Source organism: Paraburkholderia caledonica NBRC 102488, from assembly GCF_000685095.1.
Taxonomy (GTDB): domain Bacteria; phylum Pseudomonadota; class Gammaproteobacteria; order Burkholderiales; family Burkholderiaceae; genus Paraburkholderia; species Paraburkholderia caledonica.
In genome coordinates this window covers 151,182-177,655 of record NZ_BAYE01000011.1, presented here as the reverse complement: position 1 = coordinate 177,655, position 26,474 = coordinate 151,182, and the positions used below count along the sequence as shown (strand labels likewise).

The window sequence follows — 26,474 nt, the reverse complement described above, 5'->3', positions numbered from 1 at the left end:
GGTAACCCGTCCATGCAAGCCAGAATCCGGATCAGCGTCCTCGCGAGCATTCCACGAAGCGTCTGGGTACTCGGCTGTGTGAGCCTTTTCATGGACATCTCGTCGGAGATCGTCCATAGCCTTTTGCCGATGTTCCTGACAGTGAGTCTCGGTGCGAGCGCCGCGACCATCGGCTTGATAGAAGGCATTGCCGAAGCGACCGCGCCGATAGTGAAGGTGTTTTCGGGCGCGCTAAGCGACTACCTCGGGAACCGCAAGTGGCTCGCGGTGACTGGTTATGCATTGGGCGCGTTGAGCAAGCCGCTCTTCGCGATTGCGCCGACCGTCGGCGTGGTGGTGAGCGCGCGCGTCATCGACAGAATCGGCAAGGGGATCCGCGGCGCGCCGCGTGACGCGCTCGTTGCGGACGTCACGCCTGTCCACCTCAGAGGCGCCGCATTCGGCTTGCGTCAGTCACTCGATACCATCGGCGCGGTGCTGGGCCCGTTGTTCGCGGTGGTCATCATGTCGGTGTGGGCCGATAACTTCCGGCTCGCCTTCTGGCTTGCCGTCGTACCTGGTGTCCTGGCGGTCGCACTGTTGATGTTCGGCATCCACGAGCCGGCGCGTGAAGCGGGCACGAAGCGCGTCAATCCTGTGCGGCTGGAGAATCTGAAGAAGTTGGGCCCGCGCTACTGGTGGGTCGTCGCCATTGGCGCTGTGTTTGCGCTCGCCCGGTTCAGCGAAGCATTCCTCGTTTTGCGTGCGATGGGCAGTGGGGTACCCATCGCTCTAGTTCCGCTCGTTATGGTGACGATGAATATCGTGTATTCGCTATCGGCGTATCCGTTCGGCAAACTTGCGGACACGATGAGTCACAAGCGGCTGCTGATCGCGGGCGTCGTCGTGCTGATCGTCTCGGACCTCGTGCTTGCACACGGCAGCCACTGGAGCATCGTGCTGCTCGGCGTCGCATTGTGGGGCTTGCATATGGGTATGACGCAGGGGCTGCTCGCGACCATGGTTTCTCACACCGCGCCGGCGCAATTGCGCGGCACAGCGTTTGGCTTTTTCAACCTGCTGGGCGGCGTCGTCACACTGCTTTCGAGCGTCATTGCCGGTGAGCTGTGGGACAAGATCGGGGCTACGGCTACCTTTTATGCAGGCGCCGTTTTCTGCCTGGCGACAATCGCCCTCCTGGTTGCCGGCAAGGCGCCCGACACCCGCGCAACTTCGCACTGACGAATAAACAGTTTGCAAAGGCCGCAGCTATCCGTTGAGTTCCGCGACGAGGCGCGCCAGACGGGCGATGCGGTTGCGGTACATGGGTGCTTGCGGGCTCGTCTTCAAATGCTCGACGCGGTCGCGCCAATAGGTCGGTGAAAAAGGCTCCTGGGACGCCCATGCGATCACGCGCTCGAGGTGAACAAGCTCGCTTTCGAAAATGTGGTGGTGCATTGTTGAACCCCCGTGGATGGCCAGTCTTCTCTCGTCACGGCGCCGTTGAAATCTGACGCTGCGTAAGGCTGCTCGAGCAGCTTGTTTTCCGCGACTCGTTACAACAAGGTTAGCCGTCGCAGCCCTTTCCCGAAGGGAAGGCAACGACGGCCGGACCCATCCCGCAGCGGATCTTCGGTGCATAGCCAAAGATTTTCCGCTCTTTAGTGCCCGCGCATTGCGAGCTGCTTCTCTGCGGAAGCATGGTCGCCATCTTTCTACGCGTCACCGCTACAACAGCACAGCCCTCTCTCAGTCTGCTACCAACGGCTGGCTACCGTTGGCATCGATCGGCGTTGCACGTATTAGTTCGTTTAACTAAACGACTGCTTGCCGTAATGAATCGAGATTACTCGATCCGCGGTGCCAGCCGTCCCGCAACGGACGCAACAATGCGGCAACAGAAACGTCGAACACATTGCAGCGCGCGATCTTGTTTTGGTCTCTCAGGCTCCCCGGTCATTCGGATAAGTTCGTCGCAGCTTTCCGGCCACCTGCTTTTATATAAGCAACGGTCGTGCCATATGTTGAGATGGCGTAGGCTCGGGCGCGTCGGCGAATCTGGGTTGCCGGTGTTGGTCGATCTCGTCCAGGTTGGCGGCCAAAGTTGGTCGTTTTCGTCCATGTTGACATGCGGCGCGCGTAATGGGGCGATTTCGTCCGGAGCGGGGCGACACTCGACGGCGCGAGAGAGGATTGCGGACACCACGAACGACGCAGAGGGGAGTCCGGCGCGGGCGATGCATGCCGCAGCCGGACGAAAGCAGATGAAAGCAGATGAGAGCGGACGGGGGATGAGACGACAGAAGCGGACTTGCTTACGCCTGCAAGCTGACCTTGCTGTACGTCAGCCTGCTCGGGCGCACGCGCATACGCACCAGCGACACGAGGAAGCTGAACCCCGCCTGATTGGGATCGATCACGGGCACGTAAGCGCCGAGTGCCTCGCCGAGCAGCGACGAGACCCGGCTCGCCACGTCTACGAATCCCGTACAGCCGAGCAGAATCGCCTGAGCGCCGTCGTCCTTGACCGCCTTTAACGCCGCTTCGAAGGTGCGGACAACCACGACGTCGATGTTCTCGAGCTGCGCGACAGGGCAGTCAATCGCGCGAATCGACGCGAAGGTGTCTTCTATACCGTAGGTCTGCGGATGACCGCGCTGCATCGCGAGCGTGCTTTGCAGGATCGTGATGATCGAGAAGCGCTGGCTGAGCGCGAGAGCCGTAAACGCCGACGCCGGAAAGCCGCCGATGATGGGAATGTCGATCACTTCGCGCGCGGCTTCGACGCCGCACATGTCGAAGTCGGTCAGCCAGATGCCGTCGAAACCGTCGTTGGCGATGGTCTGCGCGAGCTCGACCACCGGCATGCCGTTCTGCAGCCAGTTTGTGCGGTTCTCGATATCGGGATGACCCTCGGTGATGTTGCGAATCTCCACTTGGACGTCGGGCGGAACGACGGGCGCAATCGCCTTCATGATGCGGTCGTTGTATTGAGACGTGGCAACCGGCACGAGCACGCAGATGCGAATGGACGAGTTCAAGATGCATCTCCCGTGCGTGCGGACTGCAGCGATTCGAGCGGCACGTAAGGGCCGAGGTAGCCAAGCGAGTTCAGCAACTGCATGAAGCTGTCGAGAATGAGGCCCGGTTTGCGCAATTCCGTTTCGGCGCGCCAGGCGATCAGCGTCACGGGGCGTTTGCCGATTGCCGGATTCAGCGAACCGTCGCTGTTTACAAGGTCGCCATTGCTAAAGACTGCCTGTCCCTCGCCGCCGACGAAGTAGGCGACGCTGTCGGGCGCGAGCACGATCGGCTGCGCACACGTGCTGTCCCATGCGAGTAGCGACTCGTTCTGATACATCACCGTATAGGTGTGCTGCCCTGCCTGGATGCGAATCTTGCCGACGTCGAAGCCGCCGCTCGTATCGACTTCGGCCGACACCAGTTCGCCCGGTTCGGAAACCGCGCGCGCCGCAAGTCCGCAACGTTCGACGAGATAGGCGGTCATCTGCCGGGCGCTGCCGACCTCTCCGTTCTGCAGTGCACGCCCGAGCTTCAGCGCGCGTGTCAGTGTGCCGCGAATCGGCGTCGCGCGGCCGATATCGGCCGGCGTCATCACCCACATCGCGAGTCCGCCGAACTGGCCGAACTCCGGATCGGCCACGACCGGGCGCATCATCTGTTCGACGATCGCCGAGACGTCCCGCTGATGAGTCGGCGCGCCTTCGCTGCCGCCGCGCGGCGTCACGTTCAGTTCGACGCAAAGACCGCCCTGGCTTACGAGGAACGCGGGCCGCGGATCGATCTCTGCAGCGGCGAACGTCAGCATCGGCAACGAGGGCACCGCGCGTCCGGCGCCGTCGGCGTCGATGACCGCAAGGCCCAGTTTCGCCGCCACGAGTGCTGCCACCGTGAAGCCCAGCGCACCGCTTTCCGGCGGCATCACATAGGCGAGTTTCGTGGATTGCGAGGCGAGCCGGGCCTGAACGTTCTGCACCGCCGTCACGGGGCCGAGCGGGTAGGTCGCCGAATTGATCGCTTCGGGCGCGCCGAGATAGGCGACCATGACGGCCGCGCCCTCGGTAGCTTCATCGACGGAGACGACCTTGACGGTGTCGGTCGGATAGTAGTCGCCGGCTACGAAGTGCGCGGCCAGATGCCGTGCGGATTCGATGGTGCCGCCTCCGCCGCTGCCGAAGAAAGCTGCGCCCAGTAGCAGCGGTTCGAGATCTTCCCGGCGTAGCTCATATGCCATTTACGATTCCTTTGGTGTAGTTGTGGAACGAAGCATGTTGCTGGAGTTCGGCAAGCAGATTCGCGGCGCCCGCGACGCGAGGTGTTGCATCCGTCGGCAACGAACGCAGGCCGCGCTCGAGCGTCTCGATGGCTTCGGCTACGCGGCCAGTCGAGCGCAGCAAATCGGCGAGGTGGTGCGCGGCATCCACGCGCCCAGGCACCGAGCCGAACGCGAGCGCCGTCGACAGCGCCGTGCGCAGCCCGAGTTCCGCCGCGTTCACGTCGCCGAGCGCCCACTGCGCGCGTGCGCGTGTGACAAGTAGCTTGCCCAGATACACGCGCTCCTGACGGGCGAGCGTCTCGTCGATAGCCGTAGCCAGGATCGCCTCGCAAGTTTTCGCGCGGCCCGCGCGCAGCAGCAATTCCCCGTGCTGCCACGTCTTGAATGAATAGAACAGCGCACCGCCATTGCAAACCACGTGGTTATCGTAGCCGTCGAGCATGACAGTTTCCGCTTCGTCGGCCTGCCCGAGCGCGCTGAGATGACAGCCGCGCAGCACCTGCCCGACTCCGCGATAGAACGCGAAGCCGTGCGCGATGGATACCGACTCCAGTTCGCTCGCAAGCTGACCCAGCCGTTCCACGTCATCGAACAGCGCGGCGAGCCAGGCGGCGCCCTGCAAATTGACGACGTGAGCGAGCGCGTGCACGCCGGGTTCGGATGTGCGCAAAATCAGCATTTCCATCGCGCGGCGTGCCTGTCCGAAGGCGCCGATCTGGTAGGCGGCAAGTCCTTCGAAAGTCAACGCGAGACTCGCCAGGTCGATTCCTTGCGAGCCGGTGCGAATGTCGTTGCGCCCCACGCCGAGCAGATTGCCGCGCGCGAGACAGGCGAGGGCTTCTTCGCTGTCGCCGAGCCAGAACAGCGTGTTGGTCATGGCGACGTGAGCTTCGTCGAGCGACACTCGATCGCCGGCGTTCTGCGCGCGCTCCAGCATGTTCTGCGCGGTTGCGCGTGCCTGCTTGAGTTGCAGCGTGGTTAACTGCGTGGTCCAGATGCCGAACTGGATTGCGGCGATTTCAGCGGGGGAGCAGACGCCTTCACCGACCGCCAGCGCCGCGGCGTAGCAGGCGGTGGCTTCCGCGTACAGCCAGCCGTGCACGCTGCGCAAGCTCATCCCCAGAAGGCGGTAGGCGTCGAACTGAAGGCGGCGCACGGCATCCTGTTCGTTCGGCGTTTGCAGCACGTCGAGACAGCGGCGCAGCGGCGGAATTGCTTCGGCAAATTTCGATTCTTCGATCAGCGCGTTCGCGTGCTCCAGGCACTTGCGCGCTTCGCGATGATGTTCCTCTCGCGACTTCAAACGCCGTTCGATTGTCTTGCGACCCACGCCGAGCATCGCGGCGGCCGCACTCTTGTTGCCGCTCGTCCGTTCGAGTGCGCGGTCGATCAGCAGGTCTTCGGCGGCGTTGAGCTTGTCGCGGCCTTCGAGCTGCATCAGCATATCGGCGAGACTCGCGCGCGACACCGGCCCGCTGGTCTCGTTGGCGAGAAACGGCTCGAGCGTATCCACGTCGATCACCGTGCTTTCCGCGAGCACGCTCAATTGGCTGACCAGGTTGCGCAATTGCCGGATATGACCAGGCCAAGGGTGCTGCGCAAGACGTCGCAGCGCGGCCGGCGCAAACTCCAGCCGGCGCGTGTGTTGTGACGCGAAGTGGTTGACGAGCGCGGGGATATCCTCGACGCGCTGCTCGAGTCCCGGTACCGCGAGTACGAAGACCGCGAGCCGATAGAACAGATCCTCGCGGAAGAGCCCCGCGCGCGCTAGCTCGCGCAGGTCGCGGTGTGTCGCGGCAACCACGCGTCCGGCAAACTGCAGACTGGTCGACGATCCCAGCGGACGGAATGTGCGCGTTTCAAGTACGCGCAGTAGTTTCGGCTGCAGCGCGAGCGGCAATTCGCCGATTTCATCGAGCAGCAGCGTGCCCTTGCCAACTTGCTGGAAAAGCCCCTGGCGGTTTTCGCCCGCGCCGGTGAACGCGCCCTTGACGTGCCCGAACAGTTCGGCTTCAACGAGATGTTCGGGAATCGCGCCGCAATTGACGTCGACGAAGGGTTGATCCTGGCGCAGGCTGTGTGCGTGAACACGGCGCGCAACGAGCTCTTTGCCCGAACCGGTCGGCCCGAAAATAAGCAGCGGATGATCGGTGGGAGCAACCCGATCGATCATCCGGACCAGTTGGCGAAACGCTGGTGCGCCGCCTACGAAAGAGCCGGAGTCGGCCTTGTCGTTGGCGAACGGAACGACTGGGGTATAACTCATTACAAAGTAAGCTCCACATGATCCGCGTGCGGCGCTACGCGGAAATGGCCGTCGCAAGGACGGCGGTCATGCATCGATTCCCTGTCTGACGAACTTCCGATTCCGCTGTCGGAGTAGTCCGCCTAAGAAGTGACAGAGTATGAGGGTTGGTTGTCGATGTTGTCTTTTGAAATTATTCCTGGCGCAAGTATCTATGCGCATTTCATCGCGCATGACAACAAGCACAGAAAGAGGGGTGGCTGCAGCGGCGCAAGCGCGTCACGCCGGCTCACGATACGTGGTTGATATAACGGCGCCGCGTCATCGGTTCTTTAGCTCCGGCGTGCGTGGTGTCAATCGTGTGCAGGGTGTGCGGGGGGGGCCATGCGGCCGCTGCCGGGCCCACGATGTGAGGCGGAGCGGGGTGAAGAGCCAGTTGATTGCAGCTTTGTTGCGCAGGTTTCGATTGGTGAAATTGCCACGGGCCGCCGGCAATGGGGAGCGTGGCAATTTATTGCTTCATGACCGGCCGATGCAACGGCCGGCCAATTGGCGCTTACGGACCGACGCGAAGGACGATTCCCGTTGAAATCTGCACCATCAGATAGTCGCCTCCAATGCCGACCCACGAATAGCCACGCGGCGGCGGAGCCAGCCGGTACGCTCGCCAGTCGTCGATTACATACTGACGGTCGCGGTATTCCGGAGGCAGGCGATCGCCCTTGCGCCAATGTCCGGGCGCGTTCGCGGAGTTGCCTGGACCGTCGGGGCTGTGTCCGGGTGGCATCTGCTTGTGGCCATGACCATTCGATTCATGACCATGGTTGGGCCCGTGACCGTGGTCGCCGCCTTTGCCGGGGTTGTCGTGCGGTGGTTGGGCGAGAACGAGCGACGATGCCAGCATACCCGCGCTCATCATCGACGCGAAAAATATGCGCGCTTTATTCATTAACTATCTCCTGGAATTAGCAGCGTGAAGGTGCAGGGCACCAAACCGGACAGCCTGATCTGAATCTGTCAGGTTTGTATGTTAGCGGACCCAAGTCACCTGCGCGCACACGAAGTCTTGCCAACCGTTGCTAGCGCAACTAGCAATGGTTTGCGCGCATTTGCGTGCAAACAGCCGCAGTTCCTCTTACGCTTTTATGCAAATTCGCGATTCAAAGCTATGCCCTGCATCGGAAAAATGCGTTCGAAATTCTCCGTTGCGAGCTTATCGCGGCATTGCATCGACTAGCTCATGCTGATCGCAATTCCGGCTGCGGTGCTATTCGAAGTTTGCGCTTCGAGTTCGTCCAGTCGCAGCAGAAGGAGGTCGAGTGAGCGCAGTTGCGCATTCGTAAGGTGCTGCGAATCGAGTAGTCGATGAAGCCGCAGGCGCCAGTAGGCGGCAGGCAGGATGGGCCCCGCGAGATCTCCTGTCATTGACGCGCTCATTACTCGCGCAAGATGCGCGATCTCCAGGTCTATTAAAGTGACCATGCCCCCACCTCGCAACGTTCGTTCTTGTTGTCTAACCAAGAGTTATTAGACATTAGTCCAAATGCGGCAAATAACCAATGGGGTAGATTATTGACGGGCGGCTAAAGCGGTCGGCAATTTTTTCGGAGAGAATGCACACAGCATTAGGCGCAAGGGAATCCAACGTCTTTTTCCTTGCAACAGCGAATATTAAGTATTCGTGGCAACGGCCTTTGCGATTTACGCGATCCGTAGACAGTCACGCTCAACATATCTTCGCACGCGACGGTGCACGACGACATGCGGCGGCATGCAACCCAAGGCGGGCCGCATGCCGTCTCCTTCAGTTGCCGTTCAGGCTCTGCTTCGCGGCGAAACGACGCGATTGCTGCCCGGCACTGCATTGCGGCCAACGGCCGAGCCGCCGCTTTCTTCGATCGGCGGTTGATGGCGGAATCCCGCGCTGCCCGACACGATCGCGATAATCGCGCCGACGATCAGTGCCGCGAAAGAGAACCAGCTGGCGCGAGCGACGCCGCGCGCGGCCGTGTCAGCGGTTTCGCGCGCCCGTTGTCCGGCTTCGGGGCTGGACGCCATCGATGCCGCCGACGCCATGGCCGACTGCATCTGCTGCTTGGCAGTGTCAACGATGGAATTGGCTCCGCCTCCCTGATTGGCCGCAGTCGCGCCCGCTTGCGCGCCGACTTGCGCACCCGTCGCCGCAACGCTTCCTGCGGTACTAACCGCTCCCGTGATGAGCGAAGTCATTCCGTAGAGGATGAACAACGTCATGACAGCCCATGCTAGCAGGCCATGCAGCCATCCGAGCACGGGCGCGCACCGTCCCGCGTAGTACGAACCGACGAAGACAGCGAGAACCGTCGTTACGATGACCCACACGCCGGAGCCGAAGCCGAAGCCTTGCAACGGGTCGGGTTTGGACATCGGCGCGAGCAGCGACGCGCCGATAGCCGTGCCAAGCACGCTCATGACCAGATAGACGATCATCGAGAGAATAACGCCCGCGAAAATCGGGCCCCATGACAGCCGCGGCAGGCCGTCTTGTGTCGTGAGAAGTTTCATGGTGTCTCCTGCAGAGAGGGAAGAGGTCGCCTGGTGCCGCGCGCATGGCCCGGCACTTCGGGTTTGCGCAAGCGCCATGCCGTGGGCACCCGCGACGCGCCGCGTCAGCGCCTTGCCGCGCTATAGGCGCCGGCTTCCTCAATCAACCAGGTTCTGAAGAGTTCGAGTGGCTTCCCGTGACTTAGCTCCGTCGGATAGACGAGGTAGTACGCGGATTCCTCGACCGTGGTGGCCGCGAGCGGAATAACGAGGCCGAGTTGCGACAGCTGTGCGTCGACGAAAAATTTTGGAACGAGGGCCACGCCGAGTCCTGCAGCAGCGGCGCTGATCAGCATGGAGTGCAGTTCGTACCGGACGCCTTGCATCGTGGCGCTATCTTCGACGCCGAGATTGGCGAACCAGCGGGACCAGGCGTCGGGGCGCGTCGTCGAATGGAGAAGCGGGTAGTTCAGCAATTCGTGCGCTCTCCTGACGGGCTTGGCAAGCAGTGACGGCGCGCAGACGGGCACGACTTCTTCGCCGAAAAGATAGTCCGACGACGTACCCGGCCAGGTCGGCTTGCCATAGTGAATGGCGGCCTCGAAATGCGACTCTTCAAAGGGAAACGGGTCGGTGCGAACACCCATGTTGATTCGAACGTCCGGGTTGCGGTCGTTGAAGTCCTTCATTCGCGGAATCAGCCATTGCGACGCAAACGTGGGAAGCACCGCGAGTTCCAGGTAACCGCCTCCGCTGCCGTGCGCAATGATCGACAGCGTGTCGCGATCCAGATTCTCCAGCGCGCGGCGCACTTGCGTGCCATACAGACGGCCGGCGCGAGTCAGCATCACGCGCTGCTTCGAGCGAACGAAAAGGCGCACGCCAAGATTGGATTCGAGCGTCAAGATTTGCCGCGAAACTGCGCTTTCCGTGAGAGACAACTCTTTCGCAGCATGAGTGAAGCTTTCGTGCCGCGCCGCGGCCTCGAAGGCCAGCAACGCGCTCGTGCCGGGAACCTTGAACTTGCGCATGTTAATTCCGAAAAGTCATCAAGTGGCAATTTAATCTCGCTTTACGCGGCGCGCAACACTTTGAATAATGAGAATCACGTAAGCTTGGCTATTCCTTCGTCTATTCCTTTGGCTACCGTTTCCGGTATGCCGTCGATGAACACCTTCCCGCTGCGGCGGCGCGCCCCCGAGAGAAATGCAGATGCGCAATTCAAACGTTGAACGCCTGTTACTGAAACTGCTTGGCCCGGCCAAAACGGAGTCGCTCTTTACAACCCTGAGATTTCCGAGTGCACTCGCGGATTGGGAAGACGGCACTGTGACGCGCGCCGAACTCGCGCAGGCGATGAATATGGCCTTATTCGAGGATCTGCTGGAGCGTTCGCCGAACGGGCGCGCCTATACGACCGAAACAATCGCGAACGGCGGCTCTGTGTACTTCGATCACGGCGCGTTGCGCACGGTGAGGTGGGAGAGCAACGGGGCGTTGCCTCCGGGCGAGGCGGCATTCACTCGCATCTTGCGTCCGCTTGGCTTCAGGCTGAACGGCCGCTATCCGCTCGACAAACTTGGCATGACCGGCCGTGCGTACGCGCATGAGGACGCGCCCGATGAAATCGCGCAGTTCTTCGTGAGTGAGTTGCATCCCGAACGCTTCTCCAACGAGTTCCAGCAGGCAGTCACTAACGTGGTCCATTCGTCGAAAGATCCGTTGACGCCGCTCGCCGTATCGCAACTCTGGGAACTGGAGCGTGAAGGCTCGCTTGCTATCGAGGCAGCTCACAAGTTGCTGCCGGTCATTGTCGGCGCGTTCGCTCGCCAGCACGATCTGCCGAGCGAGGCGGACTACGAAGTCCTGTTGCGCGAATCAGCGGAAATGGCGTGGATCGCTACCGAAGGCAACGCCTTCAATCACGCGACGGATCGCGTGGAAGACGTGTTCACGCTGTCGGACGAAGAGAAGGGCAAGGGCCGGCCCATGAAACCCGAAGTCGAGCGCTCGCGCTCAGGCCGCGTCTTCCAGACCGCCTATCGCGCGGACACGGTCGAGCGTCAATTCAGGTCCACTGGCGACAGGCTCGTCACGCGCACGGTGCCCGGCTCCTTCTATGAATTCATCACTCGCAAGCGTACTTTCGATCAGGCGTCGCGTAGCTGGGTCATAGACCTGCGTTTCGACGCCGGCAATGCGCAAGGCATTTTCAAAATGACCGCGAACGCGGCACTGTAGGCGGAGCGCCGGCCCGTCTTTCAGGTGAGGGTCTCATGCTCATAATTAACGCCGATCCGAACGCAAGCCGCATTTCCTATCAGAAATAACGCTCCCGACCGCGCGGCGGCAGCGGAAACGGTTGATGTTGCCGGCAAATACCCGCGCGTGTATAGTTTCCGAACGTACCAAAATTTCGTATTGGAAATTCAAAGAGGTCTCAATCGTGAAAGCATCCGCCATTCTCTCGGAACTCGGTATTTCCCATCTCGCGGAAGCGGGCGACATTGCCGTCCATTCGCCGATCAACGGCGAACTTATCGGCCGCGTCGCGAGCCGGACGGTCGCCGAGGTAGACGCCGCACTGGCCAGCGCCCAGAAGGCTTACGCAAGCTGGCGCAACGTGCCGGCGCCGCGCCGCGGAGAACTGGTGCGTCTGCTGGGTAACAAGCTGCGCGAGCAGAAGCACGCGCTCGGCAGCATCATCACGCTCGAGACCGGCAAGATCCTTCAGGAAGGCCTCGGCGAAGTGCAGGAAATGATCGACATCTGCGACTTCGCGGTTGGGTTGTCGCGTCAGCTTTACGGCTTGACGATCGCGTCGGAGCGTCCGGGCCATCGCATGGCTGAGACGTGGCATCCGCTCGGCGTGTGCACCATCATTTCCGCGTTCAACTTTCCTGCAGCCGTGTGGTCGTGGAATGCCGCGCTCGCGCTGGTATGCGGCAATGCGGTCGTCTGGAAACCATCGGAAAAGACACCGCTCACCGCGCTGGCAGTCGACAAGATTCTGCAGGACGCGTTGAAGGAATTCGGCGACGCTCCCGAAGGCCTGACGAGCGTCGTGAACGGTGGCCGCGATGTCGGCGCAAAGCTGGTTGCCGACCCGCGTTCCAATATCGTGAGCGCGACGGGGAGCACGGAAATGGGCCGCGCGGTCGGCGTCGAAGTGGCGCGCCGTTTTGGCCGCTCGATTCTCGAACTCGGCGGCAATAACGCGGGCATCGTCTCCGGCAGCGCCGATATGGAACTGGCACTGCGCGGCATCGTTTTTTCTGCAGTCGGCACGGCCGGTCAGCGCTGCACGTCGCTGCGCCGTCTGTTCGTTCACGAAGGCGTGTACGACAAAGCCGTCGAACGTTTGAAGGCGCTGTACAGCAAGGTCGTGATCGGCAATCCGTTGGAGCAGGGTGTGCTGATGGGGCCGCTGATCGACGAACAGTCGTTCAACCGCATGCAAGCGGCGCTCGAAGAGGCAAAGAGCGAAGGCGGCAAGGTGTTCGGCGGCGAGCGTCATGCGGTTGCCGGCAATGAGAAGGGCTTTTATGTGCGTCCGGCAATCGTCGAAATGCCTTCGCAAACGTCGGTCGTGCTGAAGGAAACGTTCGCCCCGATTCTCTATGTGCTGAAGTACAGCGACTTCAACGACGCGATCGACGGAAACAACGCAGCGGTTCACGGTCTTTCGTCGTGCGTCTTCACGACTGACCTGCGTGAAGCGGAGCGATTCCTGTCGGCGTCGGGCAGCGACTGCGGTATCGCGAACGTGAACATCGGACCGAGCGGCGCGGAAATTGGCGGCGCGTTCGGCGGCGAAAAGGAAACGGGCGGCGGTCGCGAATCGGGCTCCGACTCGTGGAAAGCTTATATGCGGCGCGCGACCAACACCGTCAACTATTCGTCGGCACTGCCGCTCGCTCAGGGCATCGATTTCAACATCGGCTGAGCGTTTTGCGCTGCACGTACACGGCTGTTTAACCACGGCCGTTTTTTTGCGCGAGCTGTCGTTGCGGCCCTGCCGGACAACTCGGCCGCTGTATGCCGGCGGGCCCTTTCCGGGGCAGCCCGGTCATGTGCAACCTGGAGCGAGTCGTGAGTTCACAAGTCGTTATTGTCGGTGGCGGGGTTATCGGCAGTTCTATTGCTTACTTCTTGCGCGCTTCCGATCCGACGGTTTCCGTGTCCGTTATCGAACGTGATCCGAGCTACGCGAAGTCGTCGTCGGCTTTATCGGCCGCTTCGATCCGGCAGCAGTTCTCCACGCCGTTATCGATTCAGATGTCGCTGTACGGTATCGAATTTCTGCGCAATATCGGCGAGCTTCTTGAAGTGGACGGCAACAAGCCCTCGATCGATTTGCACGAAGGCGGTTACCTGTTTCTGGCCACGGCCGCCGGCCACGCAACGCTGCGCGAAAATCACGCGTTGCAGAAGGGCCTTGGCGCGGACATCAATCTGATGGACCAGCAAGCGCTGAAGGCCAGATTCCCTTGGCTGAACGTGTCCGACCTCACGTCGGGGGCCTTCGGCGAGAGCGGCGAAGGATGGTTCGACGGCTATGGCCTCGTGCAGGCGCTTCGCAAGAAAGCCCAGTCGCTCGGCGCGCGCTACATTGCCGCCGATGTGACCGGTGTCGTTCGCGAGGGCCGCAAGATCACGCACGTCATCGCCAGCAATGGCGAGCGCTTCGCATGCGATACGGTCGTGAACGCGGCAGGCGCATGGGCGCGGAAGATTGCCGGAATGATGGACATCGACATTCCGGTCTTTGCTCGCCGTCGCAGCATTTTCAATGTGTCGTCTCCGGCTCACCTCGCGGATTGTCCGTTGCTGATCGATCCTACCGGCGTCTATTTCCGGCCGGAAGGGAAGACCTACATTTGCGGCACATCGCCGGGCGCGGATAACGATCCTGACGATCTGCCGCTCGACGAAGTCGATCACGGCCTTTTCGACGACGTCATCTGGCCGACGCTTGCGCATCGCGTGCCGGAGTTCGAAGCGCTGCGTGTCGCGAACTGCTGGTCTGGCTATTACGAGTACAACGTATTCGACCACAACGCGATCATTGGCTATCACCCGCAAATCGAAAACTGCGTGTTCGCGAACGGGTACAGCGGACATGGTCTTCAGCAGGGCCCTGCAACGGGCCGCGGCGTAAGCGAACTGATTCTGAATGGTCGTTATGTGTCGCTCGATCTCTCTTCGCTGAACTGGGACCGTCTGCTCGAAAACCGTCCTATCGTGGAAAAAAACGTGGTGTAGGCGACCACGAATAATGCTTGACGACCTGGGCTCAACCGCCGAAAACATGTACGAATTCACCGCCCCTTTCCAGAATCCTTCAGGCTCTCCGATTCGCGAACTGTTCAAGTATCTGGGTGAGCCAGGCATGATTTCATTCGCGGGCGGCTATCCCGCTAGCGATCTGTTCGATGTCGACGGCTTGCAGCAGGCAGAAGCTCGCGCATATCAGGACCCGAACAGCTGTCTGCAGTACGGGCCGACTGACGGGCTGCCGCGTCTGAAGCACGAACTCATAGACCTGATGGCGCGTCGTGGCGTGCCATGCGCGTTGAACGAAATGCTGGTGACCACGGGCTCCCAGCAAGGACTCGACCTGCTGCTTCGCGTGCTGGTGAGTCCGGGCGATGTCGTGCTGACCGAACAGCCTGCGTATCCGGCTACGCTTCAGGCACTCAAGCTCCAGCAGGCGAAAATCGTTACCGTGCCGGTCGATGCGCACGGCCTCGACGTCGACCATCTCGCGGCGCTTCTGGCGTCGGGTACGGTCGCGCGCCCGAAGCTGCTCTATACGGTCCCGACGTTTGCCAATCCGACCGGCGCAACCATCACGCGGGAGCGCCGCATCGCGTTGCTCAAGCTTGCGGTGCAATACAGGTTTCTTATCGTCGAAGACGACCCGTACGGCGATCTGCGCTTTTCCGGGGTCGCGGTTCCGTCGATCATCTCGCTTGCGGCCGAAGTGGAGGGCTCACGTGACTGGGTCGTGCATTTCGCGAGTCTTTCGAAGATCGTCGCGCCTGGACTGCGCGTAGGTTGGACAATCGCACCGGCCGAAATTGCGCGCCGTTGTGTGATTGCAAAGCAGACCGTCGACCTGTGCAGTGCGCCGTGGACGCAAGGCATTGCCGCCGAATATCTGGCCGACGGTGCGCTCGAACGACACCTGCCGCGCATCACCGAAATGTACGGGCGCAAATGCGAGGCGCTATGCGAAGCACTGCGCTCGCAGTTCGGCGATACGTTCCAGTTTCATCGGCCTGACGGGGGCATGTTCGTCTGGGCGCGGATCGAAGGCATCGACGCGTCCGCGCTTCTACAGCGTGCTATCGACAATAAGGTCATGTTCGTGCCGGGCAAGGCATTTTTCGCGGACAGGATCGACCCTGCGTCGTTGCGTTTGTCGTTTGCGGCGCCGGGTATTGCCGATATCGAAGAAGGCGCAAAGCGGTTGCGGCGCGCATATGACACTGCGGCACGCAACGTTGTCTTATCGTGACGCCGGCCCCGTCGACTCTCTGACCTGAAGTAGCGCGTGCACTTCTTGACCGCGTTGCGCCCGCTTGCCGTCTAGCATGTCGAGCAGATATTGCGCGGTGAGTTGTCCGATTTCACGGGTATCCACGCGCATCGTGGTGAGCGTGGGGTGAATCTCTCTGGATATCTCGAGATCGTCAAAGCCTGTTACTGAAAGCTCGCGCGGTATGGCAATGCCGAGCTCTTCCGCTTCGCGCAGCACGCCAAGCGCGATGTGATCGTTGCCGCAGATAAGAGCAGTCGGGCGTTCGCTCGCCGCTTGCCAGATGGAGCGCAGACTGCGGCGCCCGAATGCGATTGTCGATTCCCCCTCGCACATGTGTTCGGGTCGCACCGCGAGGCCGTGACGTTCGAGCGTCGCGCGAATGCCGGCGACGCGCGCCTGCACCCGGTCGTTGTCGCGCGTCGGCTGAATGCACACCGCGAATGAACGATGACCGAGGGCGATCAGATGTTCGGTCATTTGCACATACGCCGCGAAATTGTCGAAGCCGATGCAGACGTGCGGACTCTCCTTGCGATACGCGTACGTGACCGCATACGGCACGCGGTAGAGCCGCAACGCGTCGAAGAGTTCTGGCGGATGCGCGTCACCCACGATTGCCATCGCCTCGACGCCTCGCGCGAGCATCGCGCGCACCTGCACGAGCGCTTGCGTGGGATCGTAGTTCGAGCAGCCGAGAACGAGCGTGATGCCGCGCGTCGCAAACGCAGCCTGCATGCCGCTTACCTGCGAGGCGAACACCTGGTCGTCGAGCGTGGGAATGATGATGCCGGCGATGTGGCTGCGCGTGGACGCAAGCGCGCGGCCCGCCGCGTTGGGAAACCAGTTCAGCGCGAGCGCCGCGTGTTCGACGCGCTCGCGCACCGCAGCCGATACTTTCTCCGGCTCGTTATAGACGCGCGATACGGTCGCCGTCGACACGCCCGCCAGCTTCGCGACATCCGACAGCACCGTGCGGCCCGTCCCACGGCGCATGCGGCTCGTCTGAGTTCGGGCTGTCGCGGTGAAGCCGGTTGAGTCTGGTGTGTCGGACATGAGTTCGGAGTGCGGGGTGAAGCTGGAAGCCTGACATCTTACCGTCGCGTCACTCTTAGCGTAGCCGCCGCGATCGCCAGAGGAGCGGGCCACCGCTAGCGGCTCGAATCCAGTGCTGCGATGCGAGCGCGGAAATGCTCGGTGCCGGCCACGATCTTGTCGAGTATCGCATCCAGCGCCCAGAACCGTTCGCGGACGTCATAGTCGATTACGCGGCAGCGAATCGAATTGAACGTGCCGATGCGCTGGTGGTACATCTTCGCAAGCGCGGGATAGCCAAGCGATTCGGAGACGGCGGCGAGCACGAGGAACGTCGCGAGTTCATCTGCGAGGGCAGGGTCCTGGGCGGCGTCGTTGCGCAGCCATTTGTACAGGTCCGTGTGAAAGTTCGTGAACACGCCGTTAAAGCCTGCCGAGCCGGCTCTCATCGCGTCCCACGCAATCGCCGCGTTCGCGTTGAGGATCTTCAGCGGCGAGCCTTGCGCTAGCGCGACGCGGCGCTTCACGGTCGCGAGATCGCAACTCACGTCCTTTAGCATGATGAAGCGGCCAGTGTCGATGCATAGTTTTAGTTCGTCATCCGAAAGAAGTCGACGATACGGCGCGGGGCACTCGTACAGGCCGAGCGGCAGGTGGGACGGAAGACGCGCGAGCAGCCGCTTCAGATTCGCGGCAAATATCTGCGTGCCTTCGCGCGCGGGATCGAGCCGGTTGGTGACTAACACAATGGCTTGTGCGCCCGTCGCTGCCGCAACGTTCAGTTCTTCGGCTTGCGCGTTCGGATCGTCGCTGATGTGACCGGACACCACGACAGGAATCCGCCCGGCGACCTTCTCGACGACGAACCGTCCAAGAGCGCCGCGCTCGGCGAGCGTAAGAAACTGCATCTCGCTCGACTGCGCGACCGCAAAGAGCGCGTCCGATCCCTGCGCGACGTACCATTCGATCAGACGTTCAAGGCCGGCGTAGTCGATCGCGCCTGAGTCGTCGAACGGCGTCAGCATCACGGGAACAATCCCTTCAATTGACGCGGTGGGTGGCTTCGCGATTGTCATGCTGTTGTGCTCCAGAAGAATTTGATTGGTCCGGCGAGAGGCGAACGGTTCATGCCGGTGCCTGGATCGTCTCGTTTGCGACGGGCGTGTCGGCGATCGGCTTGCGCACCAGCAGCAGATAACTCATCGCGCCGATAAACGCGATGCCCGCGGCGGTCAGCAATGCCGGCACAAACGACCAGGTCTGCGCGATATAGCCGGTGAAAATCGGCGCAAGTGCGCCGCCGAGAAAGCCGCCGAAATTCTGAATCGCGCCGAGCGAGCCGACGCGGTTCGGCGGCGCGGCTGCGGTCGCGAGCGCCCACGAACTCGCGGATGCGGCGTTTGCGAGAAAGATCACGACCGAGATACAGACGATTGCCAGCACGTTGCTCTCGACGAGCGCGGCCGGAATCGTGAACGCGACCATGCCCAGCATTGCGATGACCACGGCGTTACGGCGGCTCGCCACCGGGCTCGCGCTGCGACTCGTGATGAGATCGGAAAACCAGCCGGCCGTGAGCGAGCCGAGAAAACCGCAGAAAAACGGCACTGACGCGGCGACGCCGGTGTGCATCAGGCTCATGTGACGCTCCATGGTCAGGTAGCCCGGCAGCCATGTCAGATAGACCCAGTTCAGATAAACGGAGCCGAAAAAGCCAATCAGCATGCCCCACGTGGTGCCGTGCGAGAACAGCGAGCGCCACTCGGCGAACGTGACGGCCGGTGCCGGCTTACGGTCCGCTTCGTCGCCTTCCAGATAGCGGCGCTCTGCCTCGCTCATGGTCGCCTTGACCGGGTCGCGATAAACCGCGAACCATACGGCTGCAACGATCAGACCGGCCGCGCCGGTCGCGATGAATGCCCATCGCCAGTGGAAGTTCACGACGAGCACCGACAGGCAGAGCGGCGCGAGCGCGGTTCCGAGTGGTGACGCCGAATTGAAGATGCCGGTCGGCTTGCCGCGTTCGCGCAACGGAAACCAGTTACTGACCACGCGCGCTGCCGACGGAAATTGCGGCGCTTCGCCGATGCCGAGCAGGATCCGCGCAAGCACGAACCAGCCGAATGTCGAGACGAAGCCGCCGGCGGCCTGCGCGAGCGACCACACGATCAGCCCCATGCCGAGCAGTTTGCGCGGTCCTATCCGGTCGACAAGGCCGCCGACCGGCAACTGGAAAAGCGCATAGCTCCACGAGAATGCGGACAGCAGCAGTCCCATTTGCCCGAGCGTCAGGCCCATGTCGTGACGGATCAACGGATTGGCGACGGCGAGCGTTCCGCGGTCAAGATAGTTGACGATGCCGCTCACCATCAGCAGCGTGAGCGCCACGACCTGGGCGCGGCGGATTTTCGGTGGGGGCTGCTCGTGGCTCGAGGTTGCGCTCATGATCGTTGTCTCCGTTTCATGTTGCGATTCAGGCAGGCGCACCGATGCGATGTCGGGCGACCGTGAGTTGCGCGGCGATTCAAGCGGGCGCTGGCTTTGAGGTTCATGTCCTCTTTGTTGGCGATCGGCGATCGGCGCTTGCTCGCTGCGGTGTGTTACAGATTCAAAACGGTAATTCTCAGTGTTAGCGCTTACATTGATCGCCGAGGCCACGGCAGTTCTAAGGGCAGGTGTGGGCGCAGCATGTACAGAAAATGATGATAGCGCTTACATTTTGTGTCGCTTAGGTAGCAGGCGCAAGCTCGAAAAGCAGGTTGACGGGTAAACACTGACCATCGCCGGCTGTTGCTACGGCCGCGCAAAGCGCAACGCGGCGGTGGGCACAGCATTTGCTCATCGCTCGATGCATTCTGTCCACACAGCTTCGACAACGAGAACAACTATGCAACCTGACCAGACTGCTACCGAGTTTCCCCAGTCTCAACCGCTGCTCGCGACCCCGCTTGTAGGCGTGAGCGAGCGGGCGGCCCACGGCCAGATTGGCCTGCTTGCGCAGGTGACGTTCTGCTTCGCGTGGTTATTCGGGCTGGAGCCATTTCTCACGGGCGCCGGCGGCGATTCATCGCAGCGCGGTCCGGACCGTCATTGATGTATGTGGGACGCCGCACTGACGGCTCGTGAAAATTTCAAGTGTCGCGTGGGCGGTTTCTACATCGTCGGGCATGAGTGCGGCGGCACGCGCTGCGAGCGCCGTTCGCGGGAATAACGGTTGCGTTGCTGTTAGCGGGAGCCGTTCCCGTCCCCAGGAGCCTGTCATGCAAACCGATCCGACCGTCGATCCCGTAGCCGACCCTTCGAATCAGCCGCTCGACGCGCCAGAAGAGCAGCCGCGTCCCCTGCCTGGCACAGCGCCGGACACAGACCCGCTGACTCCAGGCAGCGCTCCCGACGACGAGCCTCGCTAACACGGTCTCGCCAGCCGTCGTAGAGCACGTCAGCAGCGCTGCCGGAATTAGGGAATCTACGTGTGAAAAGGCGCACGGTCGTGCCGTTAATGTAGATGGAAGGCTGTTCGATGCATTGCCGTCCGCTTTCAGCACAGGGTTGGTCACGCGGCGGTCGGCGCCGCAGTTCACCTCCGGACACGCCCGTGCTGAAGGCTTCACCTACTGGCCATCGATACATATTTATGCGGCATTTGTGCCGCGCTTCGCTACGGCCGCCTGAAGGGCGGTTTTTCATTGGCTCGGCCGGAAGCGGCTGCGGCCCACGTTCTCCGGTTACTCACGTCGCCAGCAGTTCACGCCAATAATTATTTGATTAAAGCCGCTGAATGCCGCAATAACCGATTGTCACGAATAAGCGCGGATTAACCGCGACTATATCCGATCGATTAAGTTCCCCAGTCTTTCAAGATGCCTGATCCCGCGCCCGCAATGGCGCGGGCGCTGCTTAATTAATCGTCACCGATTCATTCTCGAAGTTGGCTTTCTACGCCGCGCATTACTTCGGCCGTATTACATGCTGTTGCATTCGCACAACTTTAGTTATTGAAAAGTTGCAAATAATTTATGTCCAGAGCAGGCGAATGGCCTGACCCTCATTGAGATAACTTTCCCAAAAACAAAGACTTAGCATCTAAGGGCAACCGATTATTGCCAAATCGGCAAGACCGTGTTGTGCGAATTGCGGGCGTCCGTTGTCCTAGCGGCCCCCTACACTCACGCTTCGTTTAGAGGGTGCCCCAGCCGGGCAGAACGGTTCGGCTATAAGGGCGGTGGCGCGTTCGCGTACTACCGAGGCTGGTCCCGCTCCCCCGCGAAAATTTATCGAACAGGAGTCCCACGCATGAAAAAGAGTCTCATCGTCGTTGCGGTTGCCGCATCGTTCGCTTCCGTCGCTCACGCACAAAGCAGCGTCACCCTGTACGGTCTGCTGGACGCTGGCGTGACCTACACGAGCAACGTTGCTCACAACTCGAAGTGGGCAGCCGGCAGCGGCGGCATCGACCAGAGCCGTTTCGGTCTGCGCGGTTCGGAAGACCTGGGTGGCGGCCTGAAGGCAATCTTCACGTTGGAAAGCGGCTTTAACGTCAACAACGGCCGTTTCGCTAACAACAACGGCATGTTCAACCGTCAGGCATTCGTCGGTCTGTCGAGCGCGCAATTCGGTTCGGTCACGCTGGGCCGTCAATACGACGCAGCGCAAGATTTCCTGGCACCGTTGACCGCAACGGGCAGCTGGGGCGGCACGTACTTCGCGCACCCGTTCAACAACGACAACCTGAACACGAACGGCGGCTTCGCAGTTAACAACTCGGTCAAGTACTCGAGCGCTAACTACGCTGGCTTCACGTTCGGCGGCACGTACGGCTTCTCGAACCAGGCTGGCGCATTCGCAAACAACCGCGAATACAGCCTCGGTGCTGCTTACCAGTGGCAAGGTCTGCGTTTGGGCGCTGCTTACGCACAGCAGAACAACCCGGGCGCAACGAACGCTGCTGGCACGGCTACCAACGGCGGCGCGACCGACGGCGGCTTCCTGGGCGCAACGGGCAACTTCCGTCAGCGTGAATTCGGTGCAGCAGGTTCGTACGCTTTCGGCCCGGCAACTGTCGGTCTGGCATGGACGCAATCGCGTATCGACAACGTTGCAGGCGTTCAGCAATCGCTGCGCGCTAACAACTACGAAGTCAACGGCAAGTACAACCTGACCCCGGCTCTCGGCCTGGGCGTGGCGTACACGTTCACCGACGGCAAGGGCTATGGCACTGCCGCAAACGGTGGCTCGACGTCGGTTCGTTACCACCAGATCGGCCTGCAGGCTGACTACGCTCTGTCGCGTCGTACGGACGTCTACGCTCAAGCCGTGTACCAGCACGCAATGGGCGACGGCGGTGTTGCTTCGATCTACAGCGGCGACATCACGCAAGCTCCGTCGTCGTCGAAGAACCAGACGGCTGCTACGGTCGGTCTGCGTCACCGCTTCTAAGCTTCATCAGAAGCTGCTTGTTGTAAAAAAAGGTGCCGTTCGCGGCACCTTTTTTATGCGCGTTCCGTTTGAACGCAACAGCCAGATCAGGCAGGCTGGCCGACTTTGAACACCGCGACAGCCTCGCGCAACTGCTCGGTCTGCTCATCGAGCGAACCTGCGGCGGCCGCGGCCTGTTCGACGAGCGCGGCATTGCGCTGCGTGACGTCGTCCATCTGGCGAATCGCGAGGTTCACTTCGCCGATGCCGGAACTCTGTTCATTCGACGCCGCCGCGATTTCGTTCATGATCGCCGTGACGCGGCCCACCGCCTCTACCACTTCGCCAATCGTACTGCCGGCCTTCCCGGCTAACGTCGAACCCTCGCCGACCTGCTCGACTGACTGGTCGATCAACACCTTGATCTCTTTCGCGGCCGTCGCGCTGCGCTGCGCCAGATTGCGGACTTCACCGGCGACGACCGCAAAGCCGCGGCCTTCCTCACCCGCGCGTGCTGCTTCCACGGCGGCGTTGAGCGCGAGAATATTCGTCTGGAACGCAATGCCTTCTATCACGCTGATGATCTCACCGATCTTGCGTGAACTGTCCGTGATGCCGGCCATCTTCTGAACGACGTCGTTGACGACTTCGCCGCCGCGCGCGGCGATGCTCGATGCGTCCTTTGCCAGTTCGGACGCAGTTGCTGCGTTGCCCGCGTTCTGCGTGACGGTCTTGGTGAGCTCGTCCATGCTGGCGGCGGTTTGTTGCAACGACGCGGCCTGTTCTTCGGTACGGCTCGACAGGTCCAGATTGCCTGCGGCGATTTCCTTCGAGGCGACCGTGATCGTTTCGGCCGAATTCTTGATGCGTGCGACGGTTGCCGCAAGCTGATCGCGCATTTCGCGCAACGAGAACAGCAAGCTGGAGGTGTCGTCGCGGCGCAAATCGATACGTGTTGCGAGATCGCCGCGGGCGATGCGCGTGGCGATTTCCGCCGCGGCGGACGGTTCGCCGCCGATCGAGCGCGACACATTGCGCACGACGCGCGACGCGACAAAGGAAACGACTACGCCCAGCACCAGCAGCATGCCGCCCGAGCGCAGCAGCGTCGCGTAGAACTGCGCCTGAATGTCGTCCATGTAGGCGCCGGCGATGAAGTCCCAGTTCCACGGCGCGAAGCGCTTCACGTAGCCGATTTTCTCGCTCGGCTTCGTGTCGCCGGGCTTCGGCCACCAGTAACGCAGATAGCCGGCGCCGGCGGCCGAGCCGCCCGCCGCGGCAATGTCGTGATACAGCGCGTTGCCCTTCGCGTCGCGAAAACCGCTCATGTCCTTGCCGTTGAGTTGCGGGCTCATCGGGTGCGCGACCATCACCGAGTCGCTGCGCACAATCGTCACGTAGCCCGAGGTGCCATAGCGCTGCGCATTGACGCGGGCGATGGCTTGCTGCTTCGCTTCGTCGACGGAAAGCTTGCCGGCGTCCGCCTGCTTCGCGTAGTCGGCGACAATCGACGCCGCCATGTCGGTCACATCGGCCAGCGCCGAACGCCGTGCGTCCATCTGTGCACTACGTGCTTCGAACGCGTTCACTACGGTGACGATCAGCAGCGCCGCCCAGCAAAGCAGCAGGGGCACCCATAACTTCTGTTTCAATGTCAGACGGTTCATTATTCGATTCGACGGTTCGTTGAGCGCGAGAGATAGCAGCGCTTGCCAGGCAGCGCCATAGTTCGCATAACGGCTGTCGAAGCGGATTCTTTATCCTTGGCCACACGGTCGAGTCCGCACCGCACACCAAACAAATCAAATAGTTGCGCGGTTGTCACAGGGTTTGCGTCGCACGGCGCGCGACGCTAGGCATTGAACAGTTCGCTGCGCGCGGCGTCGATGATCGTCGCGACAGCCGGGTGACTAATGCGACGTTCGATCGAGATCGCGAAGAATTCCTCGACGATGGTGTTGATTTGCCCGACGGAAGTGAGTTTGTGTTCGGCCTGCAACTGGTTTTCCAGCACCGTCGGCGCGAAGAGCAGGCCGCGACCTTCGCGTCCGAACGCCAGTGCCATCGCACTATCGTCGAACTCGCCGACGATGCGCGGTGAAATGGCACGCGATGCGAGCCAGTGATCCAGTTTGCGGCGCACCGCCGATTCCGTGCCGGGCAGCAGCAACGGCAACTGGCCGAGCGACATGGGAAAGCGCTTCCGAACACCCTGCAGCAGCGCGTCGGCACCAAAGCAGCTCAGAGTCGAACGGCCGAGCGAGTGATTGAACGCCTTGATATTCACGTCGGCGGGAATGGGCGCGTCCGCAATGATCAGGTCCAAACGGTGCACGGCCAGTTGAGCGAGGAGCGCGTGCAGCTTGCCTTCGTGGCAGATCACGCGCAGCGAAGCGGGCGCGCTCAGCGCGGGTTCGAGCAGCCGGTACGCGATCGCCTTGGGCACCGAGTCCGCAATACCTACGCGAAACCGGGATTGCGTGCCGACCTCCTGCTCGCGGCGCACCGCGCTTTCCAGTTCGGAGCCTAGCGAGAAAATTTCGTCGGCGTAGTCGAGCGCGAGCCGGCCCGCATCGGTTAGTTCGAGCGTGCGCCCGCTCTTCTTGAAAAGCTTTTTATCCAGCGCTTCCTCGAGCAGTTTGATCTGCCCGCTCAGCGTTTGCGGCGTGATGTGCAGTTGCTCACCGGCACGGACGATGCCGCCCGCGTGTGCCGCGACCCAGAAGTAATACAGATGCTTGAAGTTCACGCTCCCTCCGCCAATAGATCGACGTTACGGTTTTTTCGAATGATCAACAACAAAAATACGAATTTTCCGTTGTCTCCCATTCGGTTAGATTCAAGGCTCGGCCCGAGGCGTTAGCGGGCGGCAATTAGAGTTGACAGAGGTGACCTATGGCATCCGTTGCACAGTTTCTGCGTTCGAAGGCGTCCCAGACAGTCTGGTCGATCGAGGCGTCGGCGTCGGTGTACGACGCGATCGCGATCATGGCTCACCGGCAGGTTGGCGCGCTGATCGTGGCGCACGAAGGGCGCATTGCCGGCATCGTCACGGAGCGCGATTACGCGCGCAAGATCGTTCTAATGGACCGTTCGTCGCGCAATACGCCGGTTCGCGACATCATGTCGGCGGCGGTGCGCTACGTCGGCCCGGAGCAGACGACCGAGGAGTGCATGGCAATCATGACCGGCCACCGCATACGTTATCTGCCCGTGATCGCCGCAGGTCAGGTGATTGGAATGGTGTCGATCGGCGACCTGATCAAGAGCCAGATGTCGGAGCAGGAACACACGATCCAGCAACTGGAGCACTACATTCACGGCAATTCCCAGTCCGCACATGGCGGATTGCGAGCTGGCCGATGGCAAGTTTAACGACGAAAAATTTTACTGTCCGTAAGGTAGCCGCGAGAAGATGACGCGCGGCGTGGGCGGCCCCTGACACATCAAGAGAGGTTCATATGTATAAGCAAACCATCGATCACTTGCGGCGCGTTGCCGGCAAGGTGACACGCGGCACCGTAGCGCTCGGTCTCGCGGGCGTGCTCGCGCTTGGCGCACTGGCGGCCAACGACGCGCAAGCGAAGCGCGTCGGCGGCAGTCAAAGCATTGGTCGCCAGTCGCAGATGGCGTCGCCGTCCGCTCCGGCGCAACGAAGCCAGCAAGCTCAACCGGCGCAACAGGCCGCGCAGGCGCCGGCCGCCACGCCGGCGCGCAACCGCTGGCTCGGCCCGCTTGCTGGCCTCGCCGCCGGCTTTGGTATTGCCGCGCTGCTGTCGTCACTTGGCCTGGGCGCGGGGCTCGCGCAAATGCTGTCGAACGTGCTGCTGATCGGTCTCGTGGTCGTTGCCGGCGTGATGCTGTTCAGGTTTATCGCCAATCGGCGCCGCCCGGATCTGGCTTATGGGCATGGCGCCACGAACCGGTCGCAGACCAACGGCTCGCCGCTTCACAACCAGGCCGGTCACGCGCCGCCGGACACGAACTTTTTCGGCATGCAACGCGCCGCGACGAATCCGGCGGGAGCAACGGGCACGGTGACGGCGCCCGTGCAACCGCTCGGGCTCGATCAGGCCGAGTTGGTGGCATTGGCGAAAAGCATGTTCATGCGTCTGCAAGGTGCATGGGACCGCAACGAGCAAGGCGACCTGTTCGAATTGACCACGCCGGAGATGTTCGCGCAAATCAAGCGTGATCTGGAAAGCCGCGGCAGTGAGCCGAATCGTACGGAAGTGCCGCAACTCGATGCCGAAGTGCTGGGCGTGGAAAGCACCGCGCACGAGACGCTCGTCAGCGTGCGCTTTTACGGTCAGATGCGCGAAGACGGCGCAGCGGCTGCGCAGCCGTTCCAGGAGGTGTGGAACATTGTCCGCAGCGCACAGGGCGACCAGGCGTGGCGGCTCGCGGGCATTCAGCAGCTCGACCGTTAAGGGAAG

Annotated in this window: 23 protein-coding genes; 10 read left to right on the top strand and 13 right to left on the bottom strand. The window is 61.6% G+C overall.

Annotated elements, in window-relative coordinates; translation table 11 throughout:
- Window positions 1-12 precede the first annotated feature (12 nt).
- Window positions 13-1,221: an MFS transporter gene (locus BCA01S_RS22015; protein ID WP_042319106.1), complete on the top strand. Its 1,209-nt coding sequence runs from the start codon at window positions 13-15 to the stop codon at window positions 1,219-1,221.
- Between the two features lie 27 nt (window positions 1,222-1,248).
- Here the strand turns inward: BCA01S_RS22015 and BCA01S_RS22010 are convergent, their stop codons facing one another.
- The 8 genes from BCA01S_RS22010 to BCA01S_RS21970 all read right to left on the bottom strand — a co-directional run bounded on the left by BCA01S_RS22010 (window position 1,249) and on the right by BCA01S_RS21970 (window position 10,075).
- Entirely contained in the window at window positions 1,249-1,437 is a 189-nt protein-coding gene (locus tag BCA01S_RS22010) for a hypothetical protein (RefSeq protein ID WP_027778783.1), read from the bottom strand.
- 857 nt (window positions 1,438-2,294) lie between these two features.
- Window positions 2,295-3,020 (bottom strand): aspartate/glutamate racemase family protein, encoded by a 726-nt coding sequence (locus tag BCA01S_RS22005; protein ID WP_027778782.1) that lies wholly within the window; start codon window positions 3,018-3,020, stop codon window positions 2,295-2,297.
- Window positions 3,017-4,234 (bottom strand): DUF917 domain-containing protein, encoded by a 1,218-nt coding sequence (locus tag BCA01S_RS22000; RefSeq protein WP_027778781.1) that lies wholly within the window; start codon window positions 4,232-4,234, stop codon window positions 3,017-3,019. The genes BCA01S_RS22005 and BCA01S_RS22000 overlap by 4 nt, the downstream gene beginning before the upstream one ends.
- A complete protein-coding gene (locus BCA01S_RS21995) occupies window positions 4,224-6,542 on the bottom strand; it encodes a sigma-54-dependent transcriptional regulator (RefSeq protein WP_027778780.1) in 2,319 nt (772 codons plus the stop codon). The genes BCA01S_RS22000 and BCA01S_RS21995 overlap by 11 nt, the downstream gene beginning before the upstream one ends.
- 535 nt (window positions 6,543-7,077) lie before the next feature.
- Window positions 7,078-7,470: an RcnB family protein gene (locus BCA01S_RS21990; protein WP_027778779.1), complete on the bottom strand. Its 393-nt coding sequence runs from the start codon at window positions 7,468-7,470 to the stop codon at window positions 7,078-7,080.
- A 284-nt stretch (window positions 7,471-7,754) separates the two neighbouring features.
- Window positions 7,755-8,003 carry a hypothetical protein gene (locus BCA01S_RS21980; protein WP_027778778.1) on the bottom strand — a complete coding sequence of 83 codons (249 nt, stop codon included), beginning with the start codon at window positions 8,001-8,003 and terminating at the stop codon, window positions 7,755-7,757.
- 333 nt (window positions 8,004-8,336) lie between these two features.
- Window positions 8,337-9,065 carry a YrzE family protein gene (locus tag BCA01S_RS21975; RefSeq protein WP_027778777.1) on the bottom strand — a complete coding sequence of 243 codons (729 nt, stop codon included), beginning with the start codon at window positions 9,063-9,065 and terminating at the stop codon, window positions 8,337-8,339.
- A 104-nt stretch (window positions 9,066-9,169) separates the two neighbouring features.
- The gene (locus BCA01S_RS21970; protein ID WP_027778776.1) at window positions 9,170-10,075 is read right to left on the bottom strand and encodes a LysR substrate-binding domain-containing protein; all 906 of its coding nucleotides are present in this window, start codon (window positions 10,073-10,075) and stop codon (window positions 9,170-9,172) included.
- A 181-nt stretch (window positions 10,076-10,256) separates the two neighbouring features.
- Here BCA01S_RS21970 and BCA01S_RS21965 point away from each other — a divergent pair, with 181 nt between their 5' ends.
- The 4 genes from BCA01S_RS21965 to BCA01S_RS21950 all read left to right on the top strand — a co-directional run bounded on the left by BCA01S_RS21965 (window position 10,257) and on the right by BCA01S_RS21950 (window position 15,567).
- Entirely contained in the window at window positions 10,257-11,285 is a 1,029-nt protein-coding gene (locus tag BCA01S_RS21965) for a DUF1338 domain-containing protein (RefSeq protein ID WP_027778775.1), read from the top strand.
- Between the two features lie 205 nt (window positions 11,286-11,490).
- Window positions 11,491-12,990, top strand: a complete 1,500-nt coding sequence (gene amaB / locus BCA01S_RS21960) for an L-piperidine-6-carboxylate dehydrogenase (RefSeq protein ID WP_027778774.1) — start codon at window positions 11,491-11,493, stop codon at window positions 12,988-12,990.
- A 146-nt stretch (window positions 12,991-13,136) separates the two neighbouring features.
- A complete protein-coding gene (locus BCA01S_RS21955) occupies window positions 13,137-14,309 on the top strand; it encodes an NAD(P)/FAD-dependent oxidoreductase (protein ID WP_027778773.1) in 1,173 nt (390 codons plus the stop codon).
- 46 nt (window positions 14,310-14,355) lie between these two features.
- Entirely contained in the window at window positions 14,356-15,567 is a 1,212-nt protein-coding gene (locus BCA01S_RS21950) for an aminotransferase-like domain-containing protein (RefSeq protein WP_027778772.1), read from the top strand.
- On the opposite strand, the gene BCA01S_RS21945 is transcribed toward BCA01S_RS21950, so the two are convergent.
- From BCA01S_RS21945 to BCA01S_RS21935, 3 genes are all read right to left on the bottom strand, one after another.
- Window positions 15,559-16,584 (bottom strand): LacI family DNA-binding transcriptional regulator, encoded by a 1,026-nt coding sequence (locus BCA01S_RS21945; protein ID WP_027778771.1) that lies wholly within the window; start codon window positions 16,582-16,584, stop codon window positions 15,559-15,561. The genes BCA01S_RS21950 and BCA01S_RS21945 overlap by 9 nt on opposite strands.
- 155 nt (window positions 16,585-16,739) lie before the next feature.
- Window positions 16,740-17,699: a dihydrodipicolinate synthase family protein gene (locus tag BCA01S_RS21940; protein ID WP_027778770.1), complete on the bottom strand. Its 960-nt coding sequence runs from the start codon at window positions 17,697-17,699 to the stop codon at window positions 16,740-16,742.
- Window positions 17,700-17,748: 49 nt separating this feature from the next.
- Entirely contained in the window at window positions 17,749-19,068 is a 1,320-nt protein-coding gene (locus tag BCA01S_RS21935) for an MFS transporter (protein ID WP_027778769.1), read from the bottom strand.
- 442 nt (window positions 19,069-19,510) lie between these two features.
- On the opposite strand from BCA01S_RS21935, the gene BCA01S_RS21930 reads away from it, so the two are divergent.
- The 3 genes from BCA01S_RS21930 to BCA01S_RS21915 all read left to right on the top strand — a co-directional run bounded on the left by BCA01S_RS21930 (window position 19,511) and on the right by BCA01S_RS21915 (window position 22,059).
- Window positions 19,511-19,717: a hypothetical protein gene (locus BCA01S_RS21930; RefSeq protein ID WP_027778768.1), complete on the top strand. Its 207-nt coding sequence runs from the start codon at window positions 19,511-19,513 to the stop codon at window positions 19,715-19,717.
- A 166-nt stretch (window positions 19,718-19,883) separates the two neighbouring features.
- The gene (locus BCA01S_RS38585; RefSeq protein ID WP_169740541.1) at window positions 19,884-20,033 is read left to right on the top strand and encodes a hypothetical protein; all 150 of its coding nucleotides are present in this window, start codon (window positions 19,884-19,886) and stop codon (window positions 20,031-20,033) included.
- An 883-nt stretch (window positions 20,034-20,916) separates the two neighbouring features.
- Window positions 20,917-22,059, top strand: coding sequence for a porin (locus BCA01S_RS21915; protein WP_027778767.1), 1,143 nt, complete (start codon window positions 20,917-20,919; stop codon window positions 22,057-22,059).
- Window positions 22,060-22,145: 86 nt separating this feature from the next.
- On the opposite strand, the gene BCA01S_RS21910 is transcribed toward BCA01S_RS21915, so the two are convergent.
- Both BCA01S_RS21910 and nhaR read right to left on the bottom strand, forming a co-directional pair.
- Window positions 22,146-23,705, bottom strand: coding sequence for a methyl-accepting chemotaxis protein (locus BCA01S_RS21910; protein ID WP_027778766.1), 1,560 nt, complete (start codon window positions 23,703-23,705; stop codon window positions 22,146-22,148).
- A 185-nt stretch (window positions 23,706-23,890) separates the two neighbouring features.
- On the bottom strand, window positions 23,891-24,787 hold the full coding sequence (gene nhaR, locus BCA01S_RS21905; RefSeq protein WP_027778765.1) for a transcriptional activator NhaR: 897 nt from the start codon (window positions 24,785-24,787) through the stop codon (window positions 23,891-23,893).
- Window positions 24,788-24,933: 146 nt separating this feature from the next.
- On the opposite strand from nhaR, the gene BCA01S_RS21900 reads away from it, so the two are divergent.
- Window positions 24,934-25,413 carry a CBS domain-containing protein gene (locus tag BCA01S_RS21900; protein ID WP_027778764.1) on the top strand — a complete coding sequence of 160 codons (480 nt, stop codon included), beginning with the start codon at window positions 24,934-24,936 and terminating at the stop codon, window positions 25,411-25,413.
- An 86-nt stretch (window positions 25,414-25,499) separates the two neighbouring features.
- On the top strand, window positions 25,500-26,468 hold the full coding sequence (locus tag BCA01S_RS21895; protein ID WP_027778763.1) for a Tim44 domain-containing protein: 969 nt from the start codon (window positions 25,500-25,502) through the stop codon (window positions 26,466-26,468).
- Window positions 26,469-26,474: the final 6 nt, after the last annotated feature.

Coding starts and splice junctions, on each gene's coding strand:
- BCA01S_RS22015 (WP_042319106.1), top strand. CDS start 13: ATGCAAGCCAGAATCCGGATCAGCGTCCTCGCGAGCATTCCACGAAGC.
- BCA01S_RS22010 (WP_027778783.1), bottom strand. CDS start 1,437: ATGCACCACCACATTTTCGAAAGCGAGCTTGTTCACCTCGAGCGCGTG.
- BCA01S_RS22000 (WP_027778781.1), bottom strand. CDS start 4,234: ATGGCATATGAGCTACGCCGGGAAGATCTCGAACCGCTGCTACTGGGC.
- BCA01S_RS21995 (WP_027778780.1), bottom strand. CDS start 6,542: ATGAGTTATACCCCAGTCGTTCCGTTCGCCAACGACAAGGCCGACTCC.
- BCA01S_RS21990 (WP_027778779.1), bottom strand. CDS start 7,470: ATGAATAAAGCGCGCATATTTTTCGCGTCGATGATGAGCGCGGGTATG.
- BCA01S_RS21980 (WP_027778778.1), bottom strand. CDS start 8,003: ATGGTCACTTTAATAGACCTGGAGATCGCGCATCTTGCGCGAGTAATG.
- BCA01S_RS21975 (WP_027778777.1), bottom strand. CDS start 9,065: ATGAAACTTCTCACGACACAAGACGGCCTGCCGCGGCTGTCATGGGGC.
- BCA01S_RS21970 (WP_027778776.1), bottom strand. CDS start 10,075: ATGCGCAAGTTCAAGGTTCCCGGCACGAGCGCGTTGCTGGCCTTCGAG.
- BCA01S_RS21965 (WP_027778775.1), top strand. CDS start 10,257: ATGCGCAATTCAAACGTTGAACGCCTGTTACTGAAACTGCTTGGCCCG.
- BCA01S_RS21950 (WP_027778772.1), top strand. CDS start 14,356: ATGTACGAATTCACCGCCCCTTTCCAGAATCCTTCAGGCTCTCCGATT.
- BCA01S_RS21945 (WP_027778771.1), bottom strand. CDS start 16,584: ATGCGCCGTGGGACGGGCCGCACGGTGCTGTCGGATGTCGCGAAGCTG.
- BCA01S_RS21940 (WP_027778770.1), bottom strand. CDS start 17,699: ATGACAATCGCGAAGCCACCCACCGCGTCAATTGAAGGGATTGTTCCC.
- BCA01S_RS21935 (WP_027778769.1), bottom strand. CDS start 19,068: ATGAGCGCAACCTCGAGCCACGAGCAGCCCCCACCGAAAATCCGCCGC.
- BCA01S_RS21930 (WP_027778768.1), top strand. CDS start 19,511: ATGCAACCTGACCAGACTGCTACCGAGTTTCCCCAGTCTCAACCGCTG.
- BCA01S_RS38585 (WP_169740541.1), top strand. CDS start 19,884: ATGCAAACCGATCCGACCGTCGATCCCGTAGCCGACCCTTCGAATCAG.
- BCA01S_RS21915 (WP_027778767.1), top strand. CDS start 20,917: ATGAAAAAGAGTCTCATCGTCGTTGCGGTTGCCGCATCGTTCGCTTCC.
- BCA01S_RS21910 (WP_027778766.1), bottom strand. CDS start 23,705: ATGAACCGTCTGACATTGAAACAGAAGTTATGGGTGCCCCTGCTGCTT.
- BCA01S_RS21900 (WP_027778764.1), top strand. CDS start 24,934: ATGGCATCCGTTGCACAGTTTCTGCGTTCGAAGGCGTCCCAGACAGTC.
- BCA01S_RS21895 (WP_027778763.1), top strand. CDS start 25,500: ATGTATAAGCAAACCATCGATCACTTGCGGCGCGTTGCCGGCAAGGTG.